Here is a 24,423-nt window from a genome sequence, read left to right on the forward strand (position 1 = left end):
AATGAGTGATATTTCTTTCGTTCGTACAGAAATGCTGCCGGAGAAAGAGCCACCGGCATCCACCGTGGGCTTCATCGGCTGGGCCAAGGCGAACCTGTTCAGTTCAGTTCTGAATTCTGTCCTGACCATCCTGTCCATTGTCCTGGTGCTTTTCGTTCTGTCTGGCGTGCTTCCATGGGCGTTTCAGTCTGTCTGGAATGCAAGTTCCCTGACAGAATGCCGCGAGATCCTGAAGGCAACCTATGGTGAGCATCATGAAGGGGCCTGCTGGGCTGTGATCAACGACCGCTGGGTACAGCTGGTATTTGGTTTCTATCCGCCATACCCGATTGATCCGACAATGTACCTTGGTAATCCACCCGAAGGTGCATGGCCTGCGTATTTCCGCCCGATCGCTACATTTGTTCTGATCCTTGCGGCTGTTGCACCGGTTCTGTTTGATAAACTGCCGCGCAAAATGCTGATCATCACTGCGATCTTCCCATTTGCCATGCCATGGCTGATGTGGGGCGGTACCGTGTGGTTCCCGGTTGCTGCAGCGCTTGGTTTTGCCATCGGTTACTTTGCCTTTAAATACCTCGCGGATATTGTTGGTGAGTTGGCCGGACTGATCATTGCAGTTGTTCTGCCTGTGATCTGGTGGCTGTTCCTGATGGGGCCGTTTGCGGATCTGATGCAAAGCATCATCGCGCTGGATATTCCGGTTGTGGAAAGCCGTAAATTCGGTGGCTTTACCGTGTCGATCTTTATCGGTGTGGTCGCAATCGTTGGTTCCCTGCCAATTGGTATCGTACTGGCGCTGGGTCGTCAGTCTGATCTGCTGATCGTAAAAGCACTTTGCGTTGGGTTCATCGAATTCATCCGTGGCGTGCCGCTGATTACACTGCTGTTTGTTGCATCAACCCTGCTGAACATCTTCCTGCCACCCGGCACGGAATTTGACATCATCCTGCGAGTTCTGATCATGGTTACTCTGTTTGCGTCTGCCTATATGGCTGAGGTGATCCGGGGTGGTCTGGCAGCCTTGCCACGTGGCCAGTATGAGGGGGCTGACTCTCTTGGTCTGAACTACTGGCAGGCACAGCGACTGATCATCATGCCACAGGCACTGAAGATCTCGATCCCGGGTATCGTGTCGAACTTCATTGGTATCTTCAAAGACACCACGCTTGTTTCGATCATCGCGATCCTCGATCCGCTTGGCCTGACAAACGGCATTCGCGCGGACGCAGCCTGGAACGGCATTTACTGGGAACTCTTCGCCTTCATCGCGATTGTGTTCTTTGTCTTCTGCTTCTCCATGTCCCGCTACTCCATGTATCTCGAGCGCAAGCTCAAGACATCCCATTAAGAAGGAGTTCAACCAATGTCTGAACTTGCAACTGAACGTCAAATTGATCGCTCTAAAATGCATGTCGGTAGCGACGTGGCGATCCAGATCAACAACATGAACAAATGGTATGGTGCCTTTCACGTGCTGCGTGACATCAACCTGACTGTGAATGAAGGCGAACGCATCGTTATCGCGGGGCCTTCGGGTTCCGGGAAATCGACGCTGATCCGTTGTATCAACCGTCTGGAAGAGCACCAGCAGGGGGACATTATCGTTGACGGGACTGAGCTGACCTCAGATCTGAAAAACATCGATAAGGTCCGTCGTGAAGTTGGTATGTGCTTCCAGCACTTCAACCTCTTCCCGCATCTGACCATTCTGGAAAACTGTACGCTGGCCCCGATCTGGGTGCGGAAAGTGCCGCGCAAAGAAGCGGAAGAAACAGCGATGCACTTCCTTGAGAAGGTGAAAATTCCGGATCAGGCCCTGAAGTACCCGGGCCAGCTGTCCGGTGGTCAGCAGCAGCGTGTGGCAATCGCCCGCTCGCTCTGCATGAAACCACGCATCATGCTGTTTGACGAACCGACATCTGCGCTTGACCCGGAGATGATCAAAGAGGTTCTGGATACAATGATCGAACTGGCGGAAGAGGGCATGACAATGATCTGCGTAACGCACGAGATGGGCTTTGCCCGTCAGGTTGCAAACCGTGTGATCTTCATGGACCAGGGCCAGATCGTGGAACAGAACGAGCCGGAAGAGTTCTTCAATAATCCGAAGTCTGAGCGTACTCAACTGTTTCTCAGCCAGATCCTGGGACACTGATCACCCCACCATACCAAAAGAAAACCCCGGTCCATGCGACCGGGGTTTTTGTTTGTGAAAACCTAAGTTACGAAGTTGGTTCTGAGGGATCTGGTCTGTCTTGTGCGGAAGCTCTGTTTAAAAACAGTTTGAGCGTTCTGCCATCGTCTTGCATTGCGATTTCAACGCTATTGCAATTGTGCCTGACATATTCCCGTCCCTTTTCACTGATCACTTCGATGCGTGTAACTTTATCCATGAGTTCTATTGTATCAGGCATTGAATCCTCCGGTTAACTGAAACGAGGATATTCCACCCACTAATCTATGATAAGAGGCGATATCAGGTTGATTGTCACTCAGGCACATACCGCGGATATGTGGTTTTGCTGTGGCGTGCAAAATCGAGATCGATCTCTACCGTTGCAAAAGGATTGTCCGGGTCGGTTTGTGCCAGGATGTCGCCTTCGGGGCTGACAATCCAGGACAGGCCGCCGCAGTTCGCTTTGTCACCTTCTGGGCACCAGAGGTTTGAGGACAGACCATAAGCGCCGGAACAGACGGCTGATGCCTGACCGCCCGCCAGCCACTTGTGTTGTGACCCATGCGGGGTTGCGCGGGGGATGCACAGCAGATCCGCGCGGGAGGCAGCATAGTGGCGGGCCCATTCCAGGAACCACATTTCAGTACAGATCTGAACGCCGATACGCATGTCTAACGCGCGGCCGATATCAAAGCTCTTGTCGCCGCGATCATACCAGGTGTGTTCCCAATAGCCTTCTTCATCGGGCAGATAGTATTTCTCATGCAACCCGCTGGTGGACTTGCTTTCTGCGTCCCACAGATAGGCCTGATTGCGGCGGCTGCCCCGTGCGTTCACAACCGGGCGGGTGCCCATCACGGCCTTCGCACCCAGTTGGTCAAATTCCGCAATGCGCGCTTCGTGATCTGTCACGGCCTGGGCCCAGCGGGCAGCGTCGGGGTTCTGATCGGCGGCAAGCCAGGCAGACAGGCTCATTTCCGGCAACAACAGGAAGTCTGTGCCTTCCGCTTTCACATGTTCCGCAAGCGCTTTCAGCTCTCCATCAAGATGCCCCGGGCGGGGATCGATCTGACATACGGTGACTTTCATCTTGGTTCTCCTCAAATTTGTTGAGGGCAGAATAGAGGAAATGACCTTTGCGGATCATCATTAGATGCATATCAATACGTCGGATGCTTGCGCATATCGTCAGAGTGGGTGATACTTTTGCTATGGATGAAATCGACCATAAGATTATCGAACTGCTCAGTGAAGATGCGCGCATGGCGACCAGTGACATCGCCCGAATGCTGTCTGTGTCCCGTGCCACGGTGTCGACTCGGATTGACCGGCTGCGCGATCGTGGGGTGATCCGTCGCTTCACGGTTGAACTGGGTGAAAATGAAGACAGCGGGCTGATCCCGGCGCTTTTGCTGATCCGTCTGAAGCCCGGGGACAGCCGGCCGGTGGTTGCAAAGCTGAAAAAGATCCCGGGGTTGCGGGACATCTGTGCGCTGAACGGCACCTATGATCTGGCAGCCGAGATTGTCGTTGGATCGCTCAGCGCGCTTGATGACACGCTGGCCAAAATCCGCATGTTCCCGGATGTGGCTGAAACCAATTGTTCTGTCCGATTGCGTCGGTTCGCATGAAGACCCAGCGGGCGCAGAAAGCACCCGCCGGATTGTATCTCACTTGCCCTTCCAGACCGGATCACGCTTTTCAGCGAAAGCCTTTGCACCTTCCAGCTGGTCTTCAGAGCGGTACAGGGTTTCAACCGTTTCAAACTGGCTTTTGGTGATTTTGTTCATCGCGTCCTGGAATTTCATATCTTCCGCTTCGCGCACCACTTCTTTGATCGCCGCGTAAACCAGCGGCGGGCCAGAGGCCAGAAGATCCGCCATTTCACGTGCTTTTGCCATCAGATCAGCGCCAGAATGGATTTGGTTGATCATGCCCCAGCGTGCGGCTTCCTCTGCATCAATCCAGCGTCCGGTGAACAGCATTTCCATCGCGATGTGATAGGGAATGCGTTTGGGCAGTTTGATCGATGCGGCATCGGCCACGGTACCGGAATTGATTTCGGGCAAGGCGAAACTTGCGTGATCCGCCGCCAGGATAATGTCGGCAGACAGGGCCAGTTCCAGGCCGCCGCCACAGCAGATTCCGTTCACCGCCGCAATCACCGGTTTGTTCAATCCGCGCAATTCCTGCAAGCCGCCAAAGCCGCCCTTGCCGTAATCACCGTCCACTTCATCACCGTCTGCTGCGGCTTTCAGATCCCAGCCAGGGCAGAAGAATTTCTCGCCGCCGCCGGTGATAATCGCGACACGCAGTTCCGGGTCATCGCGGAAGTCGGTGAAAACCTCGCCCATGATCCGACTGGTGGCCAGGTCAATCGCATTGGCTTTCGGGCGGTCCAGCGTGACTTCAAGCACGTGGCCCCGGCGTTCAGTTTTAATGGGGTTGTAGGTCATTGTTTTCCTCCGGTGCGGATCAGGGCGTCTGCTGCGATTGCCACGTCCGGGCCACACATCAGCGGGTTGATTTCGATTTCTTCAGGGGCCTCGGCCATGACGGCAGCCTGCACTGCCATGACAGCGTCTGCAATTGCTTCCTTATTGGCCGCAGGCTGGCCGCGATAACCATCCAGCAGCTTCACGACTTTCAGGTTGTTCAGCGCGTTCAAAACGTCGTCACGTGATGCAGGCACCAGCAGGGAGGTACTGTCTTGTAGAATTTCGGTCAGCACACCGCCAGCCGCAAGCGTCAGGACCATGCCATGGGCCGGGTCACGGATAACGCCAACCAACAGTTCTGCGACGGTGCCGGTGATCATCTCTTCCACAAGGAATGTGTCACATGGCATGTTTTTCGCCGCAATAGACACTGAATCCGCACCCCAAAGGTTCAGCGCCACCGCGCCAGCGTCTGACTTATGCGCAATGCCTTCGCCCTTCAGAACCACCGGGAACCCGATGCGTTCCGCCTCTGCCGCCGCTGCTTCCGGGCTGGTCGCGCGGGCGCTACCGGGGATGCGCAGACCATGGCTTGCCAACAGAGATTTTCCTTCTGCCTCTGACAGCATAACAGTCTCTGTTTCAGGCGTTTTGGGCATGAATAGGGTCTGTTTCGCCGGTCCACCCGCGCCAATCCGTGCCGCCACATCCATGGCTTCAATCGCGTCAGACATGCCTGCAAAGGGCACAACACCCATAGTGATCAGCCGGGCAGAGATATCTTCCGGGATGTTTTCCGGCAGGGATGACAAAAGCGCCACCGGGCGGCCACTCGCTTTCTGTGCCTCAGAGGCCGCGACAATCACATCTTCCCATTCTGCCGCAGAACAACGATCGGCACGGGGGAAATCGACAACGATCACTCCCAAGGCCAGATCTGGATCCATCATGGCGGTGAAACATTGTGCCAGCGCCGTACGGTCGCCCCAGATATAGGTGTGGTAATCCAGCGGATTGGCAAGCGCGACTTTGTGGCCAAGTGCGGCACGCAGGTTGGATTCCTGACGGGTGTTCAGCGGTGGGAAGGTCAGGCGGGTGTCATGGGCGGTGTCTGCCATCAGGCTGGCTTCGCCACCGGAACAGGACATGGATGCGATGCGGTTTGATGCCAGAGGTCCTGCGACGTGAAGCAGCTTTAAGGTCTCTAACAAGGCGGAAAGAGACGAAACCTGCCCAATATTCAGCCGTTTCAAAAGCGCCCGTGCCCCCGCGTCGCTGCCCGCAAGTGAGGCCGTGTGTGAGATCGCAGCTGACTGGGCGTGATCGGATTTTCCGATCTTCACGGCGACGACGGATTTGCCAAGACGTGCGGCTTCTGCCGCCATGGCCTCAAAGCCACGCAGATCGTCGATGCCTTCGATATGCAGGCCAAGTGCTGTGACGCGTTCGTCTTGCAACAGGGCCTTTCCGATTTCGGACAGGCCGGTCTGGGCCTGATTGCCGGCGGTCACCACATAGGCCAGGGGCAGGCCGCGCGCCTGCATGGTCAGATTGATCGCGATGTTGGAGGATTGGGTGATCAGGGCGACACCGGTTTCAGACGGCACCCCACCATGCTGATCCGGCCAGAGCGCAGCGCCATCCAGATAGTTCAGCATGCCGTAACAGTTCGGGCCCAGGATTTTCATTTCGCCCGCTGCCTCAAGCAAGGCTTCCTGTTTCTCGACCCCGTCGGCCATTTCTTCCTGCGCTTCGGAAAAGCCCGAAGCAAAGCAAACCGCGCCGCCCGCATCCATCGCGGACAGTTCCCGCACGACGTCAATCGTTGCGTCCCGGTTCACGCCGATAAAGGCGGCATCCGGGGCTGTGGGCAGATCAGAGAGACAGGCAAAGGCCGGCACTCCGCCGACCTCTGATTTTCTGGGATGCACGGGCCAGATCTCACCCGTGAAACCTATCCTGGCACATTGTTCGATCACATTTGCACACCAGGCCCCGCCGCCGATCACGGCAACAGAACGCGGGCGCAACAGTCTATGCAGATCCGCCATTTACGCCCCCAGAGGCCGCAGCAGATCGCGGGAAATGATGTGACGCTGGATCTCGCTTGTGCCATCCCAGATGCGTTCCACACGGGCATCGCGCCAGAAACGTTCGATTGGGAAATCATCCATCAGCCCCATACCGCCGAAGATCTGCAATGTCGTGTCGGTGACACGGGCCAGCATTTCGGACGCGTAGAGTTTTGCGGAGGCGATTTCCCGGTTGGCTGGCAATCCCTGATCAAGACGCCAGGCCGAAGCAAGTGTCAGCCAGTCAGCCGCATCAATTTCGGTGATCATATCGGCAATCTGAAAACCAATGCCCTGGAATTTGCCAATGGGTTGACCGAACTGGCTGCGCTCGGCTGAATAGTTCAGCGCATAGTCAAAGCAACGACGCGCGCGCCCGACGCTGAAGGCCGCAACGGTGATGCGGGTGGCGTAAAGCCATTCGTTCATCACGGCAAAGCCGCCGTCAACTTCGCCCAGAACCTGGGAATCGGGCAGGCGGCAGTCATCAAATGTCAGGATGTAATTTTTGTAACCCTTATGGCTGACGGAATTATAGCCCTCGCGCACTTCAAATCCCGGTGTGCCGCGATCCACCAGGAAGGTTGTGATGCGTTTCTTTGGTCCGCGTGGGGTTTCATCAACGCCGGTTGCAATGAAGACGATGAAGAAATCCGCATGTTCCGCACCGGAAATGAAATGCTTGGACCCATTGATCACCCAATCACCGCCATCGCGCACCGCCTGGCATTTCATACCGCGCACGTCAGATCCGGCGTCCGGTTCGGTCATCGCTAACGCATCCATGCGTTCACCACGTACGGCCGGCAGCAGATAGCGTTCGCGTTGTTCCTCATTGCAGGCCATCAGGATGTTCTGCGGGCGACCAAAGAAGTGGGTCAGCGCCATGGACCCGCGCCCAAGTTCCCGTTCCACCAGGGTGAAATCCACATGCGACAGGCCCGCGCCGCCGACCTCTTCCGGGAAGTTGCAGGCATAAAACCCCAGGTCCAGACATTTTTGTTTGATCTCCTGGCCCAGCTCATGGGGGACATGGCCGGTGCGTTCGACCTCGGCCTCATGGGGGTAGATCTCATTTTCCACAAAGCTGCGGACGGTGGAGACGATCATCTCCTGTTCATCACTCAGGCCAAACTGCATGCTGGGATTCCTTCTTCTGTTCTTCTGTTCTTCTGATGATTTCCCGGCTTGCTATTGTCTATCGTGCAGGGTTAGGCATTCTTTATGCAGAAACGGACAAACGCAGAGATCATCCCAGGGACAGACGTACCGCAGAAGGTGGATGTTCTGTTGTTTCCGGGGTTTTCAAATCACTGCCTCGCCAACACGATTGAACCCCTGCGGGCGGCGAATACGCTGTCGCGCCGCGAACTTTATCAATGGCGGTTTCTGACCGTCGATGGGGCAATCGTGCGCAGTTCGTCCGGATTGTTTGTCGAACCTTACGCAACCCTGCGTGACGGGCGCGGGGATATGCTGTGCCTGATGCCATCCTATGATTATCAGGCGCTGGGTCTGGTTCCTTTGCTGCGGCAACTGCGCGAGTCCGCGAAGAGATACAGGGTGCTGGCCGGGCTTGATACGGGCAGTTGGTTGCTTGCAAAGGCGGGTTTGCTTGAGGGGTATAAGGCGACGATCCATTGGGAGGAACTGACCGAATTTGCAGAGACTTTCCCTGAAACAGACTCTTTGCGCGAACGTTTTGTGATCGACAGAGATCGCATTTCCTGTTCCGGCGCGATGGCGGCGTTTGATCTGGTAATGCATCTGATTGGGCGTGATCACGGGCCGCTTCTGGCCCTGGAAGTCGCACAGTTATTCATGACACAGGAAGCGGCGCGATCTTCCGAAGTCTCTCCGCGCAGACGCAGCCGTACGGTTGATCGGGCGGTGTTTCTGATGCAGGAAAATATCGAAGAACCGCTGACGATTGCTGCAATTGCGAAACAGGTCGGATGTACGCAACGCACGCTGGAACGCCACATGAAGACAGAGCTGAACGCACGGCCCCTGTTGGTTTATCGTCGCCTGCGCCTGAACCTGGCCCGGAAACTGGTGACGGACAGTGATCTGGCTGTGGCAGAGATCGCGCTGCGCTGCGGCTATGAAAATCCGTCTGCTCTTACCCGTGCGTTCAAAGCTGAATTCGGTGAGGCCCCTCGTGCAATGCGGAATCAATAGTGACTAAATTTGTCGGGAAAAAATTTCAGATAATCAATTTTAAACCGGGTAATTGTTTCCGCTGTGAGGTGATGTTCAAAAAAATGTCACAATCAAAACACGAATGGCGGTGCGGATGCCTTACTCGCGACACGGTAACTATTCATTAACCAAATTGTAACGAGTTTGGACATTTCAGGTTTGGTTTCGTTCAAGGTAGTTTGGTAGTTTGGTTATTGGTTCCTGAAAATCTCCGTTGGGGTAGCCTGTTTGATACGGGTGCTTTTGCCGGGGCGCAACTTTCCGTCATCGGCGCCCTGGCATGAAGCCCTGCTTTTTGCATCGGATTGCAGATGCAATGGCTCAGCTGAACTTACGATACAGTCTGGTCAGATCAAAAATCTCATCCAGTTGTTCAAATCGTTCCCGCGTCTGTGGCCAGTCTTCGGCCTGCACGCCGGCGATCAGTGCTTCAAGAAACATAATGGTTGCGATGTTGCTATCCCAGGCCGATGGAATTTCCCCCCAGCAGCTGAAGACCGGGCTGGCGATCTTGGAAATCGGCGATCCCCATTGATCCGTGATCAGAATGACCTGCACGCCGCGCGAGGACGCCAGTTCCGCCAGCCGTTCCAGATTGGTTTCATATCGGCGGATGTCAAACAGCAGCAGCACATCGCCTTCTTTCATATCCACCACATAATGCGGCCATGTCGCCGCGGAACTTGTCATATGGGTTACACCGGGGCGAATCGCCTGCATATGGGTGAAGGCATATTCCGCCAGCGCCCGGGTGATCCGCCCGCCGACAACAAACAAATGCGAATCCCGCTGTGACAGCATGCTGACGGCTTTCTCAAATCCGTCAGTGTCCACATGGCGCAGGGTCTGGCGCATGTTGGACATGACCGCATCGGCAAATCGATTCAGCAGATGTGATTCGGGGGCTTCAGAGGCCCAGAGTTCACGTTTCTGAATGGGGCCGGACAGTTGTGCTTCAAGTTCGCGTCGCAAAGCCTCGTGAAATTGCGGGAAACCGCGAAAGCCCAGCTTCTGCACCATCCGCGCAACGGTTGGGGTCGAAACGCCCGCGTTGTCAGCAACAATTGTGATCGAGGCCAACCCCGAGGCCGGGTAATTCTCCAACAGAGATTGCGCAAGTTTGCGTTCAGATTGCGTCAGAGCATCGTAATGCTGACGGATCAGTTCACGGACGGTTTCGCTGTTTTCCTGCGTCTCTTCTGACATGTCACCCCGATATTCTGCCTGAAAAACAGGCTCTGTTTCAGGGTAACTTATCTGTTACGCCACGAAAATGCAAAAGCTGTGAAAAGATATTGACAGAAGTGGATCTTATGGAAATTATCTCTTCAGGATGATGAGAAGGCCGATTTGGTCCACATCCGGGAGGGGAGTCTGCTGTGCTGAATGAACACACAATCGGAGAGGTTGTACGCGTCTCAAATGAAGATGGCGCGGGCAATGTTGTTGTGATCTGTGAGCATGCGTCTTCCCGTATTCCGGAGGTCCTGGATGGGCTGGGTCTGTCGACGCAAAACCGACAGGCCCACGCTGTCTGGGATCCGGGCGCACTGGTGATGGCGCAACATATTTCCCGTGCACTTGATGCACCGCTGGTACATGCCGAAGTCTCGCGTCTGGTCTATGATCTGAACCGCCCGCCCGAAGCACCCGGCGCGATGCCCGCAAAGTCCGAAGTTATCGACGTACCAGGGAATGGCGATCTGAGCCAGGAAGATCGCCATGCACGCACGCAGCTGATCTATGATCCTTTCCGCACGGCGGTGGGTGATCTTCTGGATGCCCGTGCTGACCGGGGGCAGGCGACGGCGATTGTCACCATCCACAGTTTCACACCGGTCTATTATGGCGAAGACCGCCCGACTGAGATCGGCATTCTGCATGACGCAGATACCCGCCTTGCCGATGCCATGCTGGCGCAACCCGCACCGCGCCGCACAGATCGCAATATGCCTTACGGGCCGGATGATGGTGTGACCCATTCTCTGAAAATCTACGGTCTTGAACGCGGCTTGCCCAATGTCATGATCGAGGTGCGCAATGACCTTCTGGGATCAGAGGCGGATTGCGTGAAGCTGGCGGATGAATTGCTGGGCATGCTGCGCCCGGCCCTGGCGGACATCTTCCTGGAGGAGGCATCATGAAGCGTGCAACCCTCGCTTATATCCGCGCAATCGACGCCATGAACTACCGCATCGGCCGCGTCGCCATGTATCTGCTGTTCGTGCTGATCGGCGTGCTTCTGTGGTCGATCTTCATGCGGGCCATGTCTTACAGTTTCGAAGGCTTCATCCCCGCCGGCTGGACCATCGAGATCGCGAAGTTCCTGTTGGTGGCGTACTTCATCGTCGGCGGGCCTTATTCCATGCAGCTGGGCGCAAATGTGCGGATGGATCTGTTTTATGGCGGCTGGTCGCCAAAGCAGAAAGCCTGGATGGATGCGATCACCATTCTGTTCCTGGCTTTCTATCTTGGCGTGGTTCTGAATGGTGCGGCGTCCAGCCTCGCTTATGCGCTGGGGGCACATTACAAGCTGGGCGCCTGGGAGTTCTTCGGCATGCTGATTGGTAGCTTTTTTACCGGTGGCTTTGATGCAGCAGCAGAACATCTTGGCCGGTTTGAAGCAACCCGCACCTGGAAACTGCCGCTTTGGCCGATCAAACTGACGATTGCGCTGGGCGTGATCCTGATGCTGCTCCAGGCGTCATCCGAATTCCTGAAAGACCTCTTACGCATCCGCGGGGAAAAAATCTGATGTCTTACGAACTCATCGCCCTTCTGATGTTCAGCGGCATGATGCTGATGATGCTGACCGGTCAGCGTGTCTTTGGTGCCATCGGTTTTGTCGGATCTATGGCGGGTCTGACGCTGGGTTGGCCTGGCGGATCAGAGATCCCGTTCACATCGATCATGAAACTCATGCAATGGTATTCGCTGGTCTCGCTGCCGATGTTTATCTTTATGGGTTACGTCCTGGCCGAAAGCAAAATCGCGGATGACCTGTATAAGATGTTTCATGTCTGGATGGGGGGCACCAGTGGCGGTCTTGCCATCGGGACAATCCTGCTGATGGTGTTGATTTCCGCGATGAACGGCCTGTCTGTGGCGGGTATGGCGATTGGCGCGACCATTGCTTTGCCAGAACTTCTGAAACGCAACTACGATAAGATTATGGTTACCGGGGTGATCCAGGCGGGGTCCTCCCTTGGTATCCTTGTGCCGCCTTCCGTGGTGCTTGTGCTTTATGCGCTGATTGCGCGTGCGCCTGTCGGGCAGCTCTGGCTGGCGGGGATCATTCCCGGCCTGATGATGGCGACGATGTTCATCATCTATATCTACGTGCGTTGCCGCATTCAGCCGCACCTTGGCCCGACTCTATCGGATGAAGAACGCGGCCAGTACACACGTGCTGACAAAATCCGCCTTTTGCGTGCAGGCCTGCTGCCGATTGCGATCTTTATGATCATGATGGTGCCTTTCGTCATGGGCCTGACGTCCCTGGTCGAAGCGTCTGCCGTCGGTGCCCTTGCTGCCTTCTTCGCTGCTGTGTTCAAGGGCCGTATGACCCGCGAGGTGTTTGAAGTTTCCGTGCGTCAGACCCTGGCGATCACCTGTATGTTCCTCTGGATCATCGCCGCTGCCCTGGCTTTTGGTGCGATCTTTGACGGGCTGGGCGCTGTGAAAGCGATTGAAGCCCTGTTCACCGAGAAACTGGGCCTGTCACCCTGGATGATCCTGATCGTGATGCAGCTGAGCTTCCTGATCATGGGCACCTTCCTGGATGACACCGCCATGCTGGTGATTGTTGCCCCGCTCTATGTGCCGCTGGTTGGCGCGCTTGGGTTTGATCTGGTCTGGTACGGTGTGCTGTACACGATCACCACACAGATCGCCTATATGACGCCGCCCTTCGGGTATAACCTGTTTCTGATGCGCGCCATGGCGCCACCGGAAATCAGCCTGCGCGATATCTATCAGTCCATCATTCCGTTTGCTTTGGTGATGGTTCTGGCGCTGGCCCTTGTGATGATTTTCCCGCAGCTCGCACTTTGGCTGCCCGGGTATGTTTACGGAAATTAAATTCAGAAGAAGCCCGCACCAAAGCGGGACATTCACCAACAAAGGAGAAGATAAGATGACGACAAGACGTAAGTTTTTAGCCTCCGCCGGTGTTGGCGCAGTAGGCGCAAGCCTCGCGGCCCCGGCGATTGCCTCCGGTAAAATCACCTGGAAGATGCAGACCTATGCAGGTGCTGCGCTTGCGGAACATGTGATCACCCCTGCGATCGATATGTTCAACAAAATCGCGGGCGATCGGATGGAAATTGAACTGTATTACGCAGATCAGCTGGTTCCTACAGGTGAGCTGTTCCGCGCCATGCAGAACGGCACAATTGATGCGGTGCAGTCTGATGATGACTCTATGGCGTCACCAACTGAACTGTCTGTATTCGGCGGGTATTTCCCGTTTGCTTCCCGCTATTCTCTGGATGTGCCTGTGCTGTTCAACCAGTATGGTCTGAACGAAATCTGGGACGAAGAATATTCCGCCGTGGGTGTGAAGCATATTTCAGCCGGTGCCTGGGATCCGTGCCACTTTGCCACCAAAGATCCGATCCGCAGCCTTGCAGATCTGCAGGGCAAACGCGTGTTCACCTTCCCGACTGCGGGACGTTTCCTGGAACAATTCGGCGTTGTGCCGGTGACCCTGCCCTGGGAAGATATCGAAGTTGCGGTTCAGACCGGTGAACTTGATGGTATCGCCTGGTCCGGCATCACCGAGGATTACACCGTGGGTTGGGCTGATGTGACCAACTACTTCCTGACCAATAATATCTCAGGTGCCTGGGCTGGTTCCTTCTTTACCAACCTTGACCGTTGGAATGAGCTGCCCGAAGATCTCCAGACCCTTTTCCGCGTCTGTACAGATCAATCCCATTATTATCGTCAGTGGTGGTATTGGGGTGGCGAAGCGTCCCTGCGGGTGAATGGTCCGAAAATGGAACTGACTTCAATTCCAGATGAAGAATGGGCAACTGTCGAAGGCGCTGCTGTCAAATTCTGGGATGAAATCGCCGCAGAATCTGATCTGAAAGCCCGTGTGGTTGAGATCATCAAGCAGTATAATGCTGATATGGTGAAGGCTGGTCGCCCTTACCGTTACGGTTGATAGAATCTTCCGGGGCTGCGATGTGCGGCCCCGGATTTTTGAAAAAATCCGATCCGGAATTCGTGACGAATTCCGCTGTCGCGCTAAGATGAGAAGACGAGGGCCCTGCCATGACCATGAGTTTTGAGGATCTTAAATCCAAAGTCGCCTCTGGTGAGGTTGATACGGTTCTGGCGTGTCTTATTGACATGCAGGGCCGCCTGATGGGTAAGCGTCTTGTGGCGCAATATTTCATCGACAGCGGTCATGAGGAAACCCATTGTTGCAACTATCTGCTGGCCACTGATCTTGAGATGGCGACACCGGATGGTTACGCCAGCACGTCCTGGCAGTCCGGCTATGGCGATTATATTATGAAGCCGGATCTGACGACGATCCGCATGATGCCCTGGCTTGAAGGCACGGCTATGGTCCTCTGCGATGTGCTGGATCACAATACGCACCAACCTGTGCCGCATTCCCCGCGCGCCGTGTTGCGTAAGCAGCTGGATCGCCTAGAAGCCTTGGGGTTTTCTGCGACGATGGCGACGGAGCTGGAATTTTTCCTTTTCGCCAAATCCTATGATGAAATCCGCGCGGAAGGCTTCCGTGATCTGCAGCCGATCAGCGCCTATAATGAGGATTATCACATCCTTCAGACCACCAAAGAAGAACATGTGATGCGGCCGATCCGCAATCACCTTTATGCCGCTGGACTGCCGATTGAAGGCAGTAAAGGAGAGGCCGAAGCAGGCCAGGAAGAGCTCAACATCAAATACGCCGAAGCTATGCTCTGCGCCGATCACCACACGATCGCCAAGCATGCGGTCAAGGAAATCGCATGGCAGCAGGGCCATGCCGCAAGTTTTCTGCCGAAGTGGCATAAGGACCGCGTGGGGTCTGCTTCACATGTGCATCAGTCGCTGTGGAAAGATGGCGAGAATGCCTTTTATGACGCAGACGGCGAATACGGCATGTCGGATCTGATGCGACATTACATGGCCGGGATGATCAAATACTCCAGCGACATGATGGTGTTCCTTGCGCCCTATGTGAACAGCTATAAACGGTTCCAGAAGGGCAGCTTTGCGCCGACCGGCACGGTCTGGTCGATTGACAATCGCACGGCGGGCTTCCGTCTGTGTGGTGAAGGCAGCAAGGCGATCCGGGTGGAATGCCGGGTGGGTGGGGCAGATCTGAACCCCTATCTGGCCCAGGCCGCGCAGCTTGCCGCAGGGATTGCCGGGATTGAAGAGAAACTGGAACTTGCGCCACCTCAGGCGGGGGATGCCTATCAGGATCCGAATGCAAAGAAACTGCCCGCGAACCTGCGTGAATCCATGGCGGCGCTTATGGGATCTGACATGCTGAAATCCGCTTTCGGCGTAGATGTCGTTGCCCATTACCACCGTTGTGCGGAATGGGAGCAGGAAGAATTCGACGCGGTTGTCACAGATTATGAAATCGCGCGCGGCTTTGAAAAAGCCTGATTGAGTATTTTCAGCAAGATGAAAAGGGGCATTGCGGCCCCGGTCGTGAAAAGGAAGATGGCATGAGCCAGACATTGAAATGTATCTCACCGATTGACGGATCCGTGTATGCGGAACGTCCGGTGTTGTCGCTGGACGCGGCCCAAGCGGCGGCCAAAGCGGCGCGCGCCGCGCAAAAAGCCTGGGCCGCACGCCCGGTACAGGAACGCGTTGACCTGGTGATGGCGGGCGTGGCGGCTGTTGGCGCGATGAACGATGCAATCGTGCCAGAGCTTGCCCATATGATGGGCCGCCCAACCCGTTATGGCGGCGAATTTGGCGGTTTTGAAGAACGCGCAGGCCATATGGCCTCCATCGCGGTCGAAAGCCTTGCGGAGATCGAAGTGGGCGAGGATGCGACGTTCAAACGTTACATCAAACGCATCCCGCACGGCGTGGTCTTTGTGGTTGCGCCCTGGAACTACCCTTACATGACGGCGATCAACACAGTCGCGCCTGCTTTGATTGCGGGTAACACTGTGATGCTGAAACACGCAACGCAAACCCTGCTGGTGGGCGAACGTATGGCGCACGCGTTTCACAGCGTGGGCATTCCAGAAGATGTGTTCCAAAACGTGTTCCTGTCCCATGACGTGACCAATGATCTGATTGCAGGCAACGCCTTTGATTTTGTGAACTTCACCGGTTCCGTTGGCGGCGGCCAGGCGATGGAACGTGCCGCAGCGGGCACGTTTACTGGCGTTGGCACGGAGCTTGGCGGCAAAGACCCGGGTTACGTGATGGAAGACGCGGATCTCGATGCCGCTGTCGATACGCTGGTGGATGGCGCGATGTTCAATGCGGGGCAGTGCTGTTGCGGCATTGAGCGGATCTATGTGCATGAAAGCCTGTATGATCAGTTTGTGGAAAAGGCAGTTGAGATCGTGAACGGCTATAAACTTGGCCATCCGATGGAGGCTGAGACCACTATGGGTCCGATGGCCAATGTACGGTTCGCGCAAGAGGTTCGTGCGCAAATTGCCGAGGCCGTGACTGATGGTGCTGTGGCCCATATCGACACAATGGATGAGGATGACGGCGGCGCTTATCTGACGCCACAAATCCTGACCAATGTGACCCACGACATGCGCGTGATGCGTGATGAAAGCTTTGGTCCGGTTGTTGGCATTATGAAAGTGTCATCCGATGCCGAGGCGATCAAATTGATGAACGACAGTGAATTTGGCCTGACCGCCAGCCTCTGGACGCAAGATGTGGACCGCGCTGCGCGTATCGGTGATGAGCTTGAAACCGGCACGGTCTTTATGAACCGCGCCGATTATCTTGATCCGGGCCTCTGCTGGACCGGCTGCAAAAACACTGGACGCGGCGGGGGACTGTCTGTGATTGGCTTCCACAATCTGACCCGTCCGAAATCCTACCACTTGAAGAAGGTGACATCATGAACCTTGTTGGCAACTGGTCCTATCCGACCAGCATGAAATTTGGCGCTGGCCGTATCAGCGAGCTGGCAGAAGCCTGCAAAAGCCTTGGTATGAAGCGTCCGCTTCTGGTGACGGACAAAGGACTTGCCCCGTTGCCGATCACGGCACAGGCGCTGGATATCCTTGAGGCCGCCGGTCTTGGCCGTGGTCTGTTCGCTGAAGTAGACCCGAACCCAAGTGAGCTGAACCTCGCCGCTGGCGTTGCCGCTTATAAAGCCGGCGGTCATGACGGTGTGATTGCCTTTGGGGGGGGCTCTGGCCTTGATCTTGGTAAAATGGTCGCGTTCCACGCGGGCCAAACCCGCCCGATCTGGGATTTTGAAGATGTGGGTGACTGGTGGACCCGTGCGGATGCCGACGCGATTGCGCCGATCATCGCAGTGCCAACCACGGCTGGCACGGGGTCCGAAGTTGGCCGCGCGTCCATCCTGACCAACTCCGTCACACACGAGAAGAAAATCATCTTCCACCCGAAAGTCCTGCCATCCATCGTGATCGCGGATCCGGAACTGACCGTGGGCATGCCGGGCTTTATCACAGCGGGCACCGGGCTTGATGCCTTTGCTCATTGCGTTGAGGCCTTCAGTTCTCCGCATTACCATCCGATGTCCCAGGGCATCGCGTTGGAAGGCATGCGTTTGGTCAAGGATTACCTGCCGCGTGCGTTCAAAGACGGCACCGATATCGAAGCTCGCGCGCATATGATGTCGGCGGCGGCCATGGGCGCAACCGCGTTCCAGAAGGGCCTTGGCGCGATCCATGCCCTGAGCCACCCCATTGGCGCGATGTACAACACCCACCACGGGACGACGAATGCGGTTTGCATGCCGGCGGTGCTGGAATTCAACGCTGCGGAAATTGCTGATCGTTTTGACATGGCAGCGGCCTATCTGGGCATTGAAGGCGGCTTCAAGGGCTTCCAGAGCTTCGTGCAGGACTTCAACGACAGCCTGGGCATTCCGCGCAAATTGTCTGAGATGGGCGTTGACGACAAACAGCTGGATGAGATGGTCCGCCAGGCCCTCGCCGACCCATCCTGCGGCGGAAACCCAGTCGAACTGACCGAAGAAAACACACGCCAGCTGTTCGTCGACTGCATATAATTTTAGCAGTCTTCTGGACATATCTCCCCGCCCGCAAAAAGATCGGGCGGGGAAACTGGCATTTTTTGACGTAAATTCACAAAATCTCCTGAAATCTGGACTTATTTTTTCATGGGAAGCAACCAGCCGAAATTTGTGAAAAACGGCGCAAATACCAAATTTTCAAGATAAATTTTGACATTTTCTGTCGCATATACTCAGATTGTCATATGGCTTTTGGATTCTGGCTATATCACTTCGAAGCTGTCAGGGGTTGTCTTGAAAGCGGAGGAGTATTCCGGGCTTCATAATTCGGAAATCAGGTTCAGGCCTTTGGGTCGGAATCAATTCGTGTCGGAACAACCGGCCACTAAAACCAGGGAGAGTTTACATGACTAACAATACGATTAATCGCCGCTCGGTACTGAAGGGTACTGCTGCCGTTGGCGGTGCTGCGCTTGCAACACCGGCTTTGGTGCAAAACGCGCTGGCGACATCCGGTGAGATCAACATTCTGATGTGGTCCGACTATCTGCCGGATCAGTTCATTGCTGATTTTGAATCTGAAACCGGCATTAAGATCAACTACACCGGTATCGGGTCCAACGAAGAAATCATCAACAAGATGAAGGCGACCAACGGTCAGGGCTTTGACATTGTGTCACCGACCAACAACCGTTCGCTTCAGTGGGAACCTCTTGAACTGCTTCAGCCGTTTGACATGTCCCGCGTTGAGATTGACCGCGTGAACCCTGCGATGTCCGCCATTGGCGAAAACGCATGGAACTTTGGCGGCAATGGTTCCACCTGGCTGCCGCATATCTGGGGCACCGAAGGCATGGCATGGCGCACCGATCTCTGGGCACCAAATGGCGATGCACCGTCCTATGGTGACGTATGGTCCGAAGAAAACGCCGGCAAAACCATGGGCCGCGCGCATTCCATGATGCTGGGTGCGGGTCTGTACATGGAAGCTTCCGGTGAGATGGAACCAGGTTCCATCTGGGCTGCTTATGAAGACGAAGACAAGATGCGTGAAGTCTGGGGCAAAGTCACTGACTGGTGCATCGAGCGTAAGAACCGTATCAAACTGATCTGGAACGATGCGGACAGCCAGAAAAACGGCCTGCTGAACGACGGTGTGATCGTGGGTCAGACATGGGATGGTCCGCCTCTCGCGCTTAAATCTGCTGGTGAACCTGTGACCTATCAGGCGCCTGTCGAAGGTGCGATGGCCTGGGTTGATGGTATGTCCATGCCAACTGGTGCGGCAAACACCGATCAGATCTATGCCTTCATCGAATTCGCATATCGTGCGCAGGATGCTGGCGTTGCGATTGACAGCCACGGCTATAACAGCCCGGTTCTGGGTGCGGATGCGCATACTGGCGACGTTTACAAAAAGAACTTCGCAGAAGCATATCCTGGCGACAGCCTTGCAAACCTGAACCCATGGCCTGCTGAGGCACCATGGTATGCAGCTGTGCGGACTGAATTCGTGAACCGTTTCAAATCTGCATAAGCGGATTTTCTGAAACACAATCCGGCCCTTGCGGGGGCCGGATGCCTCCGGGGCTGACGCCGGAGACCAGACCACCATGCAGGTGGCATACGTCAGAAATACATACAGCGGGGAGAAACACATGAGTGCTGGTGTCGGGGTAAACCTCGAGAACCTATGGATCAGGTTCGGCGATTTCGTTGCAGTGCGCGACGCAAACGTAAATATCAATGGCGGCGATTTCTTTTCGTTCCTCGGCCCATCCGGCTGCGGGAAGACAACGATCTTGCGCTCGGTTTCAGGCTTTCTTGACCCGTCTGAAGGGCGTGTTCTGATTGGTGGCAACGACATGGCGGGCATCGGTCCGAACAAGCGCCCGACGGCTCTGATCTTTCAGAACCTCGCGTTGTTCCCCTTGATGAAAGTCTGGGAAAACATCACGTTTTCTATGGAAATCAAAGGGGCCTCTGCAAAGGAACGCCGCAAGCGCGCGGATGAACTTCTGGATATGATCGCGCTGCCGGGGCAGGGTGACAAACTGCCGTCTGAGCTGTCCGGTGGTCAGAAACAACGTGTGGCGATTGCCCGCGCGCTCTGTGCGGAACCGGATGTTCTGCTGCTGGATGAACCGCTGTCTGCGCTTGATCTTAAGCTGCGTCAGCACATGCGCACGGAACTGCGTGAAATCCAGAAACGCGTTGGCATTACCTTCATTTACATCACTCACGACCAGGGCGAAGCACTGACCATGTCAGACAATATCGCCGTGATGAAAGCGGGTATTATTGACCAGATCGGGGACGGTAAAACTGTCTATAACGATCCGTCCACGGCCTTTGTTGCCTCCTTCGTTGGTGAAAACAATGTCTTCCGTGGCAAGGTCAAAGAAATCCGTGGCGATGAGGCACTGATCGCGACCAACCGGTCTGGTGATCTGGTGTCCCGTATTTCCACCGCCAATCAGGGTAAGATGAATGTCGGCGACGAAGCCATGATGTTCATCCGCCCCGAAGCCCTGTCGATTGCGGAAACCGGCACCTCCGGCGATCATTTCGTGACCGCGAAAGTGAACCACGAGGAATTTGAGGGCAATTCCTTCAACATCTTCACCGAAGGTGACGGCGGTAAGGAAATCAAAGTTTCCATCCCGAACCTTGGTCAGACTTTTGAAGATCACACGGGTCAGCAGATCACCCTGGAATATGAGACACAGAATGCTGTGGCTGTTCCTGCCGGTGAACTGGCAACGGAATAAGGGGGCGTTATGAAAAACGGTTTCCTTAAAAACTTCTACCAGCATAATGGTAAGGTGATGGGCACAGCACTGCTTGTGATCATTTCCTTCTGGATCGGGGTGTTGATCATCCTGCCCCAGCTGTCCATGCTGGATTATTCCCTGCGTGAATATCTGCCCTCTGGCGAGGTCGGGGATTACACGCTGAAAAACTATCGTCACCTGATCTATGGTGCCGAAGGCGCGTCTGACCCTTACAACTATGTTGACCTTAAGGTCTTCATGCGCACCATCATCGCCGCGATCTGTGTCACGATCTTTAACCTGATCCTCTGTTACCCTATCGCATTTTTCCTGGGCCAGGTCGCCAAAGGCATGAAACTGCGCGTCTTTGCGCTGTTGCTGATCATCCCTTACTGGATCAATGAAATCCTGCGGGCGTTTGCGCTGAAGATCATCTTCGGGGCGACCGGTATGATCAATGCTGTGCTGATTGGCATGGGGATCCTGGATGAACCCTTTGACTTCATCCGGGCGGATATCGCGCTCTATGCGGGTCTGGGCTATGCCTATATCCTGTTGATGGTTTTCCCGATGTATAACGTCATTGAAAGCCTGGATGGCAATCAGATCGAGGCGGCACGTGACCTTGGTGCGCCCTGGTGGCGGATCCATGCGCGCATCGTTATTCCATATGCGAAACCTGGTATCTCTTCCGGTGCTACCATGGTGTTCATGCTGTCTGCCGGTGCTTTGGCTGCGCCGCAAATCCTTGGTGGGCCAAGCTCGCTTTGGTTTACGCAGATCATCTATCAGTGGTTTAACGACGGTGGGAACTGGTCGCAGGGCGCTGCTTACGCAATCGTGCTTCTGACCAGCTGTATCATTATCGTGCTTGCGTTCATGAAGCTGTTCAAAGTGAACATGGGGGACATTGGGAAATGAATAATCTCTTCCTTCGTGTATCGATCTGGGTCTATCTCGGCATCTTCTTTGCCTATCTGCTGGGTCCACTCGTCATCATGGCGATCACGGCGTTCAACTCCAATGGCTTTCCAAGTGTCAGCCCATGGGAATGCTTTACCTACGCCTGGTTCTCGGAACTGTTTCAGGATGAACGTATCCTGAACGGCATCAAGAACTCGATCATTGTAGGTATTGGCACCGTGATCATGTCTGTGACCATGGGGCTTGCAGGCGCACTGATCCTGACACAGGTCTGGCCGAAACTGCGGGCGACTTACTATACCATCGTGATCGCGCCAATCCTGGTGCCGGGCGTGGTGCTTGGTATTTCAACCGTGGTGTTCTGGCAGCGGGTGAACAACTGGCTGGGTCTTGGTCCGGACAGCATCCTTGCAGATGGTCTGTTCCTGACGATTATCGGCCAATCCACCTTTATCGCCAGCTACTGTATGCTGGTTCTGGTGGCGCGTCTTCAGCGGTATGACCTGACCCTCAATGAAGCTGCGCTTGATCTGGGGGCCACCCATACGCAGGCCTTCCGTAAGATCCTTCTGCCCTTCATGATGCCGGCGCTTGCCACATCTGCGGTGCTGGCGTTTCTTGCAAGCTTTGAGAACTATAACACCACGACCTTCACGTTTGGGGATTACCCCACGCTGACGATCGAGTTGGCGCAGAAAGTGCGCTACGGCATCAGCCCTGCGATCTCGGCTCTGGCCTTTATCATCATTGTGCTGACGGTGTTTGGTGCGCTGACCAACGAAGCTCTGAAGCGCCGCAAGGAACTTCAGGCGGCGGCATCCGGCGACACGGTGAAAAAGGTCGATGGCGGTTTCCGTCTGCCGGCAATCCTGTCGCGCAACCCGGCCATGATCGCTTTGATCGCGCTGGTGGCGGTGATTGGTCTCTCTACGGTGAATGCCATGTCGCATAACCCGGCGCAGTGTATTGCGGACGTGAAAGAGGAACGCGACATGCAGCGTACCCTGGAAGCAGAAGCCAACCTGCGTGCGCTTGCAGAACGTCGTGCAGCTGCAGCAGCAGCCCGTGCGGCAGAAGCGGCGGCCAACGGTGAAGCCACTGAGGAAACAGCACCTGCCACAGGTGGGTCTTCTCAGACAGGTGGCACCGGTGCCTTCGGCAACGTCTTTGCCCCAACCAACCTGGATGGTGCAGAAGAAGAACCGGAAGCTCCCGAAGAAGCCCCGGCAAGCCCCTTCGGATCGGTGTTCGATCCGGGCAACCTGTCCACCGCAGAGCCTTCCGGAGGCAATTAGGCAATATAACCCATACCAAAATTAGCCAATTAAACGGGCGCCAAATCAGGCGCCCGTTTTTGTTACATATCATGAAGTATTCGTGAGAATGCGCAAAACCTATACTTATGGGTAGGTATCCTCACGGATTGGTGATGTAACTATCTGTATTTCCTGCACAAAAATACAGGTTGAGGTGTTTCCATCTTAATTGCGATAAGAACGGAGTTTTCCCGATTTCGTTGTTTTTTTATTCACGCATTTGCGTGCCGCAATTAAGTTGGTTAACCCATGCCCGACAGAACTATACTTGTATATTCCCTTGTGGATCTCGGTATTACAGCCGGAAATTATAATTTCAGCACTATTGCGACTGGTGGCAGCTTTACTGTTGCCGCGGGTGCAGCGCCTTCTGTTGCAACGGTTTCTGACATAGATAATGAAGACACGGTTTTCAATGATGGCCTGCCCAATTCGCAGGGCGGGTTTGCGCAGGCACCGACACAAGTGCTGACCGGAAATATTGATGGCACCGCTTTTAGCGGCGCGCCAACAAATCCGGAAAACGAGTTCGAGGTTTTTGATTCTTCCGGGGCTTCTGTCGGCTTTATCTATGATCTGCACAATGCGAACTCTTCAAGCTTTGCGTCTTTGCAGGGCTATGTCACCACGTTTGAACTGATACCCGGTGAGACATATACCGTCGGGCCGGCCAACGGGCTTGGCAACGCCACTTACAATGACCTTCTGACCTGCTTCGTATCGGGCACGCATATTGTCACCAGACGTGGTGAGGTCGCGATCGAAAACCTTCAGCCCGGTGATGAGGTTATGACCCGGGATAACGGGTTGCAGACAATCCGCTGGATTGGCGCGACGACAGTACGTGGTCTGGGGAAGTTTGCACCGATTACCTTCCGTGAAGGTGCACTTGGCAATACCCGTGATCTGCAGGTTTCACCGCTTCATCGCATGTTGCTGACGGGCTGGCAGGCCGAATTGCTGTTTGGCGAAGCGGAGGTTCTGGCAAACGCAAAGCATCTGGTAAATGGCGATACGATCTTTTCTGCGCCCTGCGAACAGGTGACCTATTATCACATGTTGTTTGATCAGCATGAAATCGTCTTTGCGGAAGGCTGCCCTTCGGAAAGCTTTTTCCCTGGTCCGGCGACGCTGGGGTCTGTGGACCACCAGGTGCGTGAAGAATTGTTCGCCCTGTTTCCGGAACTGGCAACGATCCCGGAATCCTATGGCCCGACAGCGCGGCGCTGTCTGCGTGGGAAAGAAGCTGCGTTGGTTCGGGTTCAGAAGTCACTTTAAAGACTTTAAACTTCGGCTTTGCCGCGCATTAAAGTCTTTAAAGTTTTAGG

At 55.1% G+C, this 24,423-nt stretch carries 21 protein-coding genes; 16 read left to right on the forward strand and 5 right to left on the reverse strand.

What is annotated here, in order from left to right; translation table 11 throughout:
* Position 1: 1 nt before the first annotated feature.
* Positions 2–1,351: an amino acid ABC transporter permease gene (locus H1D41_RS05095; RefSeq protein WP_228847875.1), complete on the forward strand. Its 1,350-nt coding sequence runs from the start codon at positions 2–4 to the stop codon at positions 1,349–1,351.
* A 15-nt stretch (positions 1,352–1,366) separates the two neighbouring features.
* The gene (locus H1D41_RS05100; protein ID WP_107497252.1) at positions 1,367–2,158 is read left to right on the forward strand and encodes an amino acid ABC transporter ATP-binding protein; all 792 of its coding nucleotides are present in this window, start codon (positions 1,367–1,369) and stop codon (positions 2,156–2,158) included.
* Positions 2,159–2,491: 333 nt separating this feature from the next.
* Here H1D41_RS05100 and H1D41_RS05105 read toward each other — a convergent pair whose 3' ends face one another.
* Positions 2,492–3,268 (reverse strand): carbon-nitrogen hydrolase family protein, encoded by a 777-nt coding sequence (locus tag H1D41_RS05105; RefSeq protein ID WP_228847876.1) that lies wholly within the window; start codon positions 3,266–3,268, stop codon positions 2,492–2,494.
* Positions 3,269–3,372: 104 nt separating this feature from the next.
* Between H1D41_RS05105 and H1D41_RS05110 the strand changes: the two genes are divergently transcribed.
* On the forward strand, positions 3,373–3,810 hold the full coding sequence (locus H1D41_RS05110; protein WP_228847877.1) for an Lrp/AsnC family transcriptional regulator: 438 nt from the start codon (positions 3,373–3,375) through the stop codon (positions 3,808–3,810).
* Between the two features lie 39 nt (positions 3,811–3,849).
* Here H1D41_RS05110 and H1D41_RS05115 read toward each other — a convergent pair whose 3' ends face one another.
* Genes H1D41_RS05115 through H1D41_RS05125 form a run of 3 tightly spaced genes read right to left on the reverse strand, consistent with a single transcriptional unit; the run spans position 3,850 to position 7,829 of the window.
* A complete protein-coding gene (locus H1D41_RS05115; RefSeq protein WP_228847878.1) occupies positions 3,850–4,635 on the reverse strand; it encodes a carnitinyl-CoA dehydratase in 786 nt (261 codons plus the stop codon).
* Positions 4,632–6,668, reverse strand: coding sequence for an acetate--CoA ligase family protein (locus H1D41_RS05120; RefSeq protein ID WP_228847879.1), 2,037 nt, complete (start codon positions 6,666–6,668; stop codon positions 4,632–4,634). The genes H1D41_RS05115 and H1D41_RS05120 overlap by 4 nt, the downstream gene beginning before the upstream one ends.
* Positions 6,669–7,829, reverse strand: a complete 1,161-nt coding sequence (locus tag H1D41_RS05125) for an acyl-CoA dehydrogenase family protein (RefSeq protein ID WP_228847880.1) — start codon at positions 7,827–7,829, stop codon at positions 6,669–6,671.
* An 84-nt stretch (positions 7,830–7,913) separates the two neighbouring features.
* Here H1D41_RS05125 and H1D41_RS05130 point away from each other — a divergent pair, with 84 nt between their 5' ends.
* A complete protein-coding gene (locus H1D41_RS05130) occupies positions 7,914–8,870 on the forward strand; it encodes a GlxA family transcriptional regulator (RefSeq protein WP_228847881.1) in 957 nt (318 codons plus the stop codon).
* A 342-nt stretch (positions 8,871–9,212) separates the two neighbouring features.
* On the opposite strand, the gene H1D41_RS05135 is transcribed toward H1D41_RS05130, so the two are convergent.
* Positions 9,213–10,097 carry a MurR/RpiR family transcriptional regulator gene (locus H1D41_RS05135; RefSeq protein ID WP_228847882.1) on the reverse strand — a complete coding sequence of 295 codons (885 nt, stop codon included), beginning with the start codon at positions 10,095–10,097 and terminating at the stop codon, positions 9,213–9,215.
* 176 nt (positions 10,098–10,273) lie between these two features.
* Here H1D41_RS05135 and H1D41_RS05140 point away from each other — a divergent pair, with 176 nt between their 5' ends.
* From H1D41_RS05140 to H1D41_RS05195, 12 genes are all read left to right on the forward strand, one after another.
* A complete protein-coding gene (locus H1D41_RS05140) occupies positions 10,274–11,035 on the forward strand; it encodes an N-formylglutamate amidohydrolase (RefSeq protein ID WP_228848073.1) in 762 nt (253 codons plus the stop codon).
* Positions 11,032–11,646 (forward strand): TRAP transporter small permease subunit, encoded by a 615-nt coding sequence (locus H1D41_RS05145; RefSeq protein ID WP_228847883.1) that lies wholly within the window; start codon positions 11,032–11,034, stop codon positions 11,644–11,646. The genes H1D41_RS05140 and H1D41_RS05145 overlap by 4 nt, the downstream gene beginning before the upstream one ends.
* Complete coding sequence (locus H1D41_RS05150) at positions 11,646–12,971, forward strand: TRAP transporter large permease (protein WP_107497243.1); 1,326 nt, start codon at positions 11,646–11,648, stop codon at positions 12,969–12,971. Before H1D41_RS05145 ends, H1D41_RS05150 begins: the two co-directional genes overlap by 1 nt.
* A 55-nt stretch (positions 12,972–13,026) precedes the next feature.
* Positions 13,027–14,061 (forward strand): TRAP transporter substrate-binding protein, encoded by a 1,035-nt coding sequence (gene dctP / locus H1D41_RS05155; protein WP_228847884.1) that lies wholly within the window; start codon positions 13,027–13,029, stop codon positions 14,059–14,061.
* A 110-nt stretch (positions 14,062–14,171) separates the two neighbouring features.
* Positions 14,172–15,530, forward strand: coding sequence for a glutamine synthetase family protein (locus tag H1D41_RS05160; RefSeq protein WP_228847885.1), 1,359 nt, complete (start codon positions 14,172–14,174; stop codon positions 15,528–15,530).
* Between the two features lie 62 nt (positions 15,531–15,592).
* The gene (locus H1D41_RS05165) at positions 15,593–16,975 is read left to right on the forward strand and encodes an aldehyde dehydrogenase family protein (RefSeq protein WP_228847886.1); all 1,383 of its coding nucleotides are present in this window, start codon (positions 15,593–15,595) and stop codon (positions 16,973–16,975) included.
* On the forward strand, positions 16,972–18,117 hold the full coding sequence (locus H1D41_RS05170; protein WP_228847887.1) for an iron-containing alcohol dehydrogenase: 1,146 nt from the start codon (positions 16,972–16,974) through the stop codon (positions 18,115–18,117). Before H1D41_RS05165 ends, H1D41_RS05170 begins: the two co-directional genes overlap by 4 nt.
* Before the next feature lie 370 nt (positions 18,118–18,487).
* Positions 18,488–19,618 carry an extracellular solute-binding protein gene (locus H1D41_RS05175; protein WP_228847888.1) on the forward strand — a complete coding sequence of 377 codons (1,131 nt, stop codon included), beginning with the start codon at positions 18,488–18,490 and terminating at the stop codon, positions 19,616–19,618.
* 121 nt (positions 19,619–19,739) lie between these two features.
* Entirely contained in the window at positions 19,740–20,852 is a 1,113-nt protein-coding gene (locus H1D41_RS05180; RefSeq protein ID WP_228847889.1) for an ABC transporter ATP-binding protein, read from the forward strand.
* A 9-nt stretch (positions 20,853–20,861) separates the two neighbouring features.
* On the forward strand, positions 20,862–21,776 hold the full coding sequence (locus H1D41_RS05185) for an ABC transporter permease (protein WP_228847890.1): 915 nt from the start codon (positions 20,862–20,864) through the stop codon (positions 21,774–21,776).
* Positions 21,773–23,074: an ABC transporter permease gene (locus H1D41_RS05190; RefSeq protein WP_228847891.1), complete on the forward strand. Its 1,302-nt coding sequence runs from the start codon at positions 21,773–21,775 to the stop codon at positions 23,072–23,074. Before H1D41_RS05185 ends, H1D41_RS05190 begins: the two co-directional genes overlap by 4 nt.
* Before the next feature lie 270 nt (positions 23,075–23,344).
* The gene (locus H1D41_RS05195; protein ID WP_228847892.1) at positions 23,345–24,373 is read left to right on the forward strand and encodes a Hint domain-containing protein; all 1,029 of its coding nucleotides are present in this window, start codon (positions 23,345–23,347) and stop codon (positions 24,371–24,373) included.
* Positions 24,374–24,423 lie beyond the last annotated feature (50 nt).

The organism is Halocynthiibacter styelae (assembly GCF_016123485.1).
In the GTDB taxonomy this organism is placed as follows: Bacteria; Pseudomonadota; Alphaproteobacteria; order Rhodobacterales; family Rhodobacteraceae; genus Halocynthiibacter; species Halocynthiibacter styelae.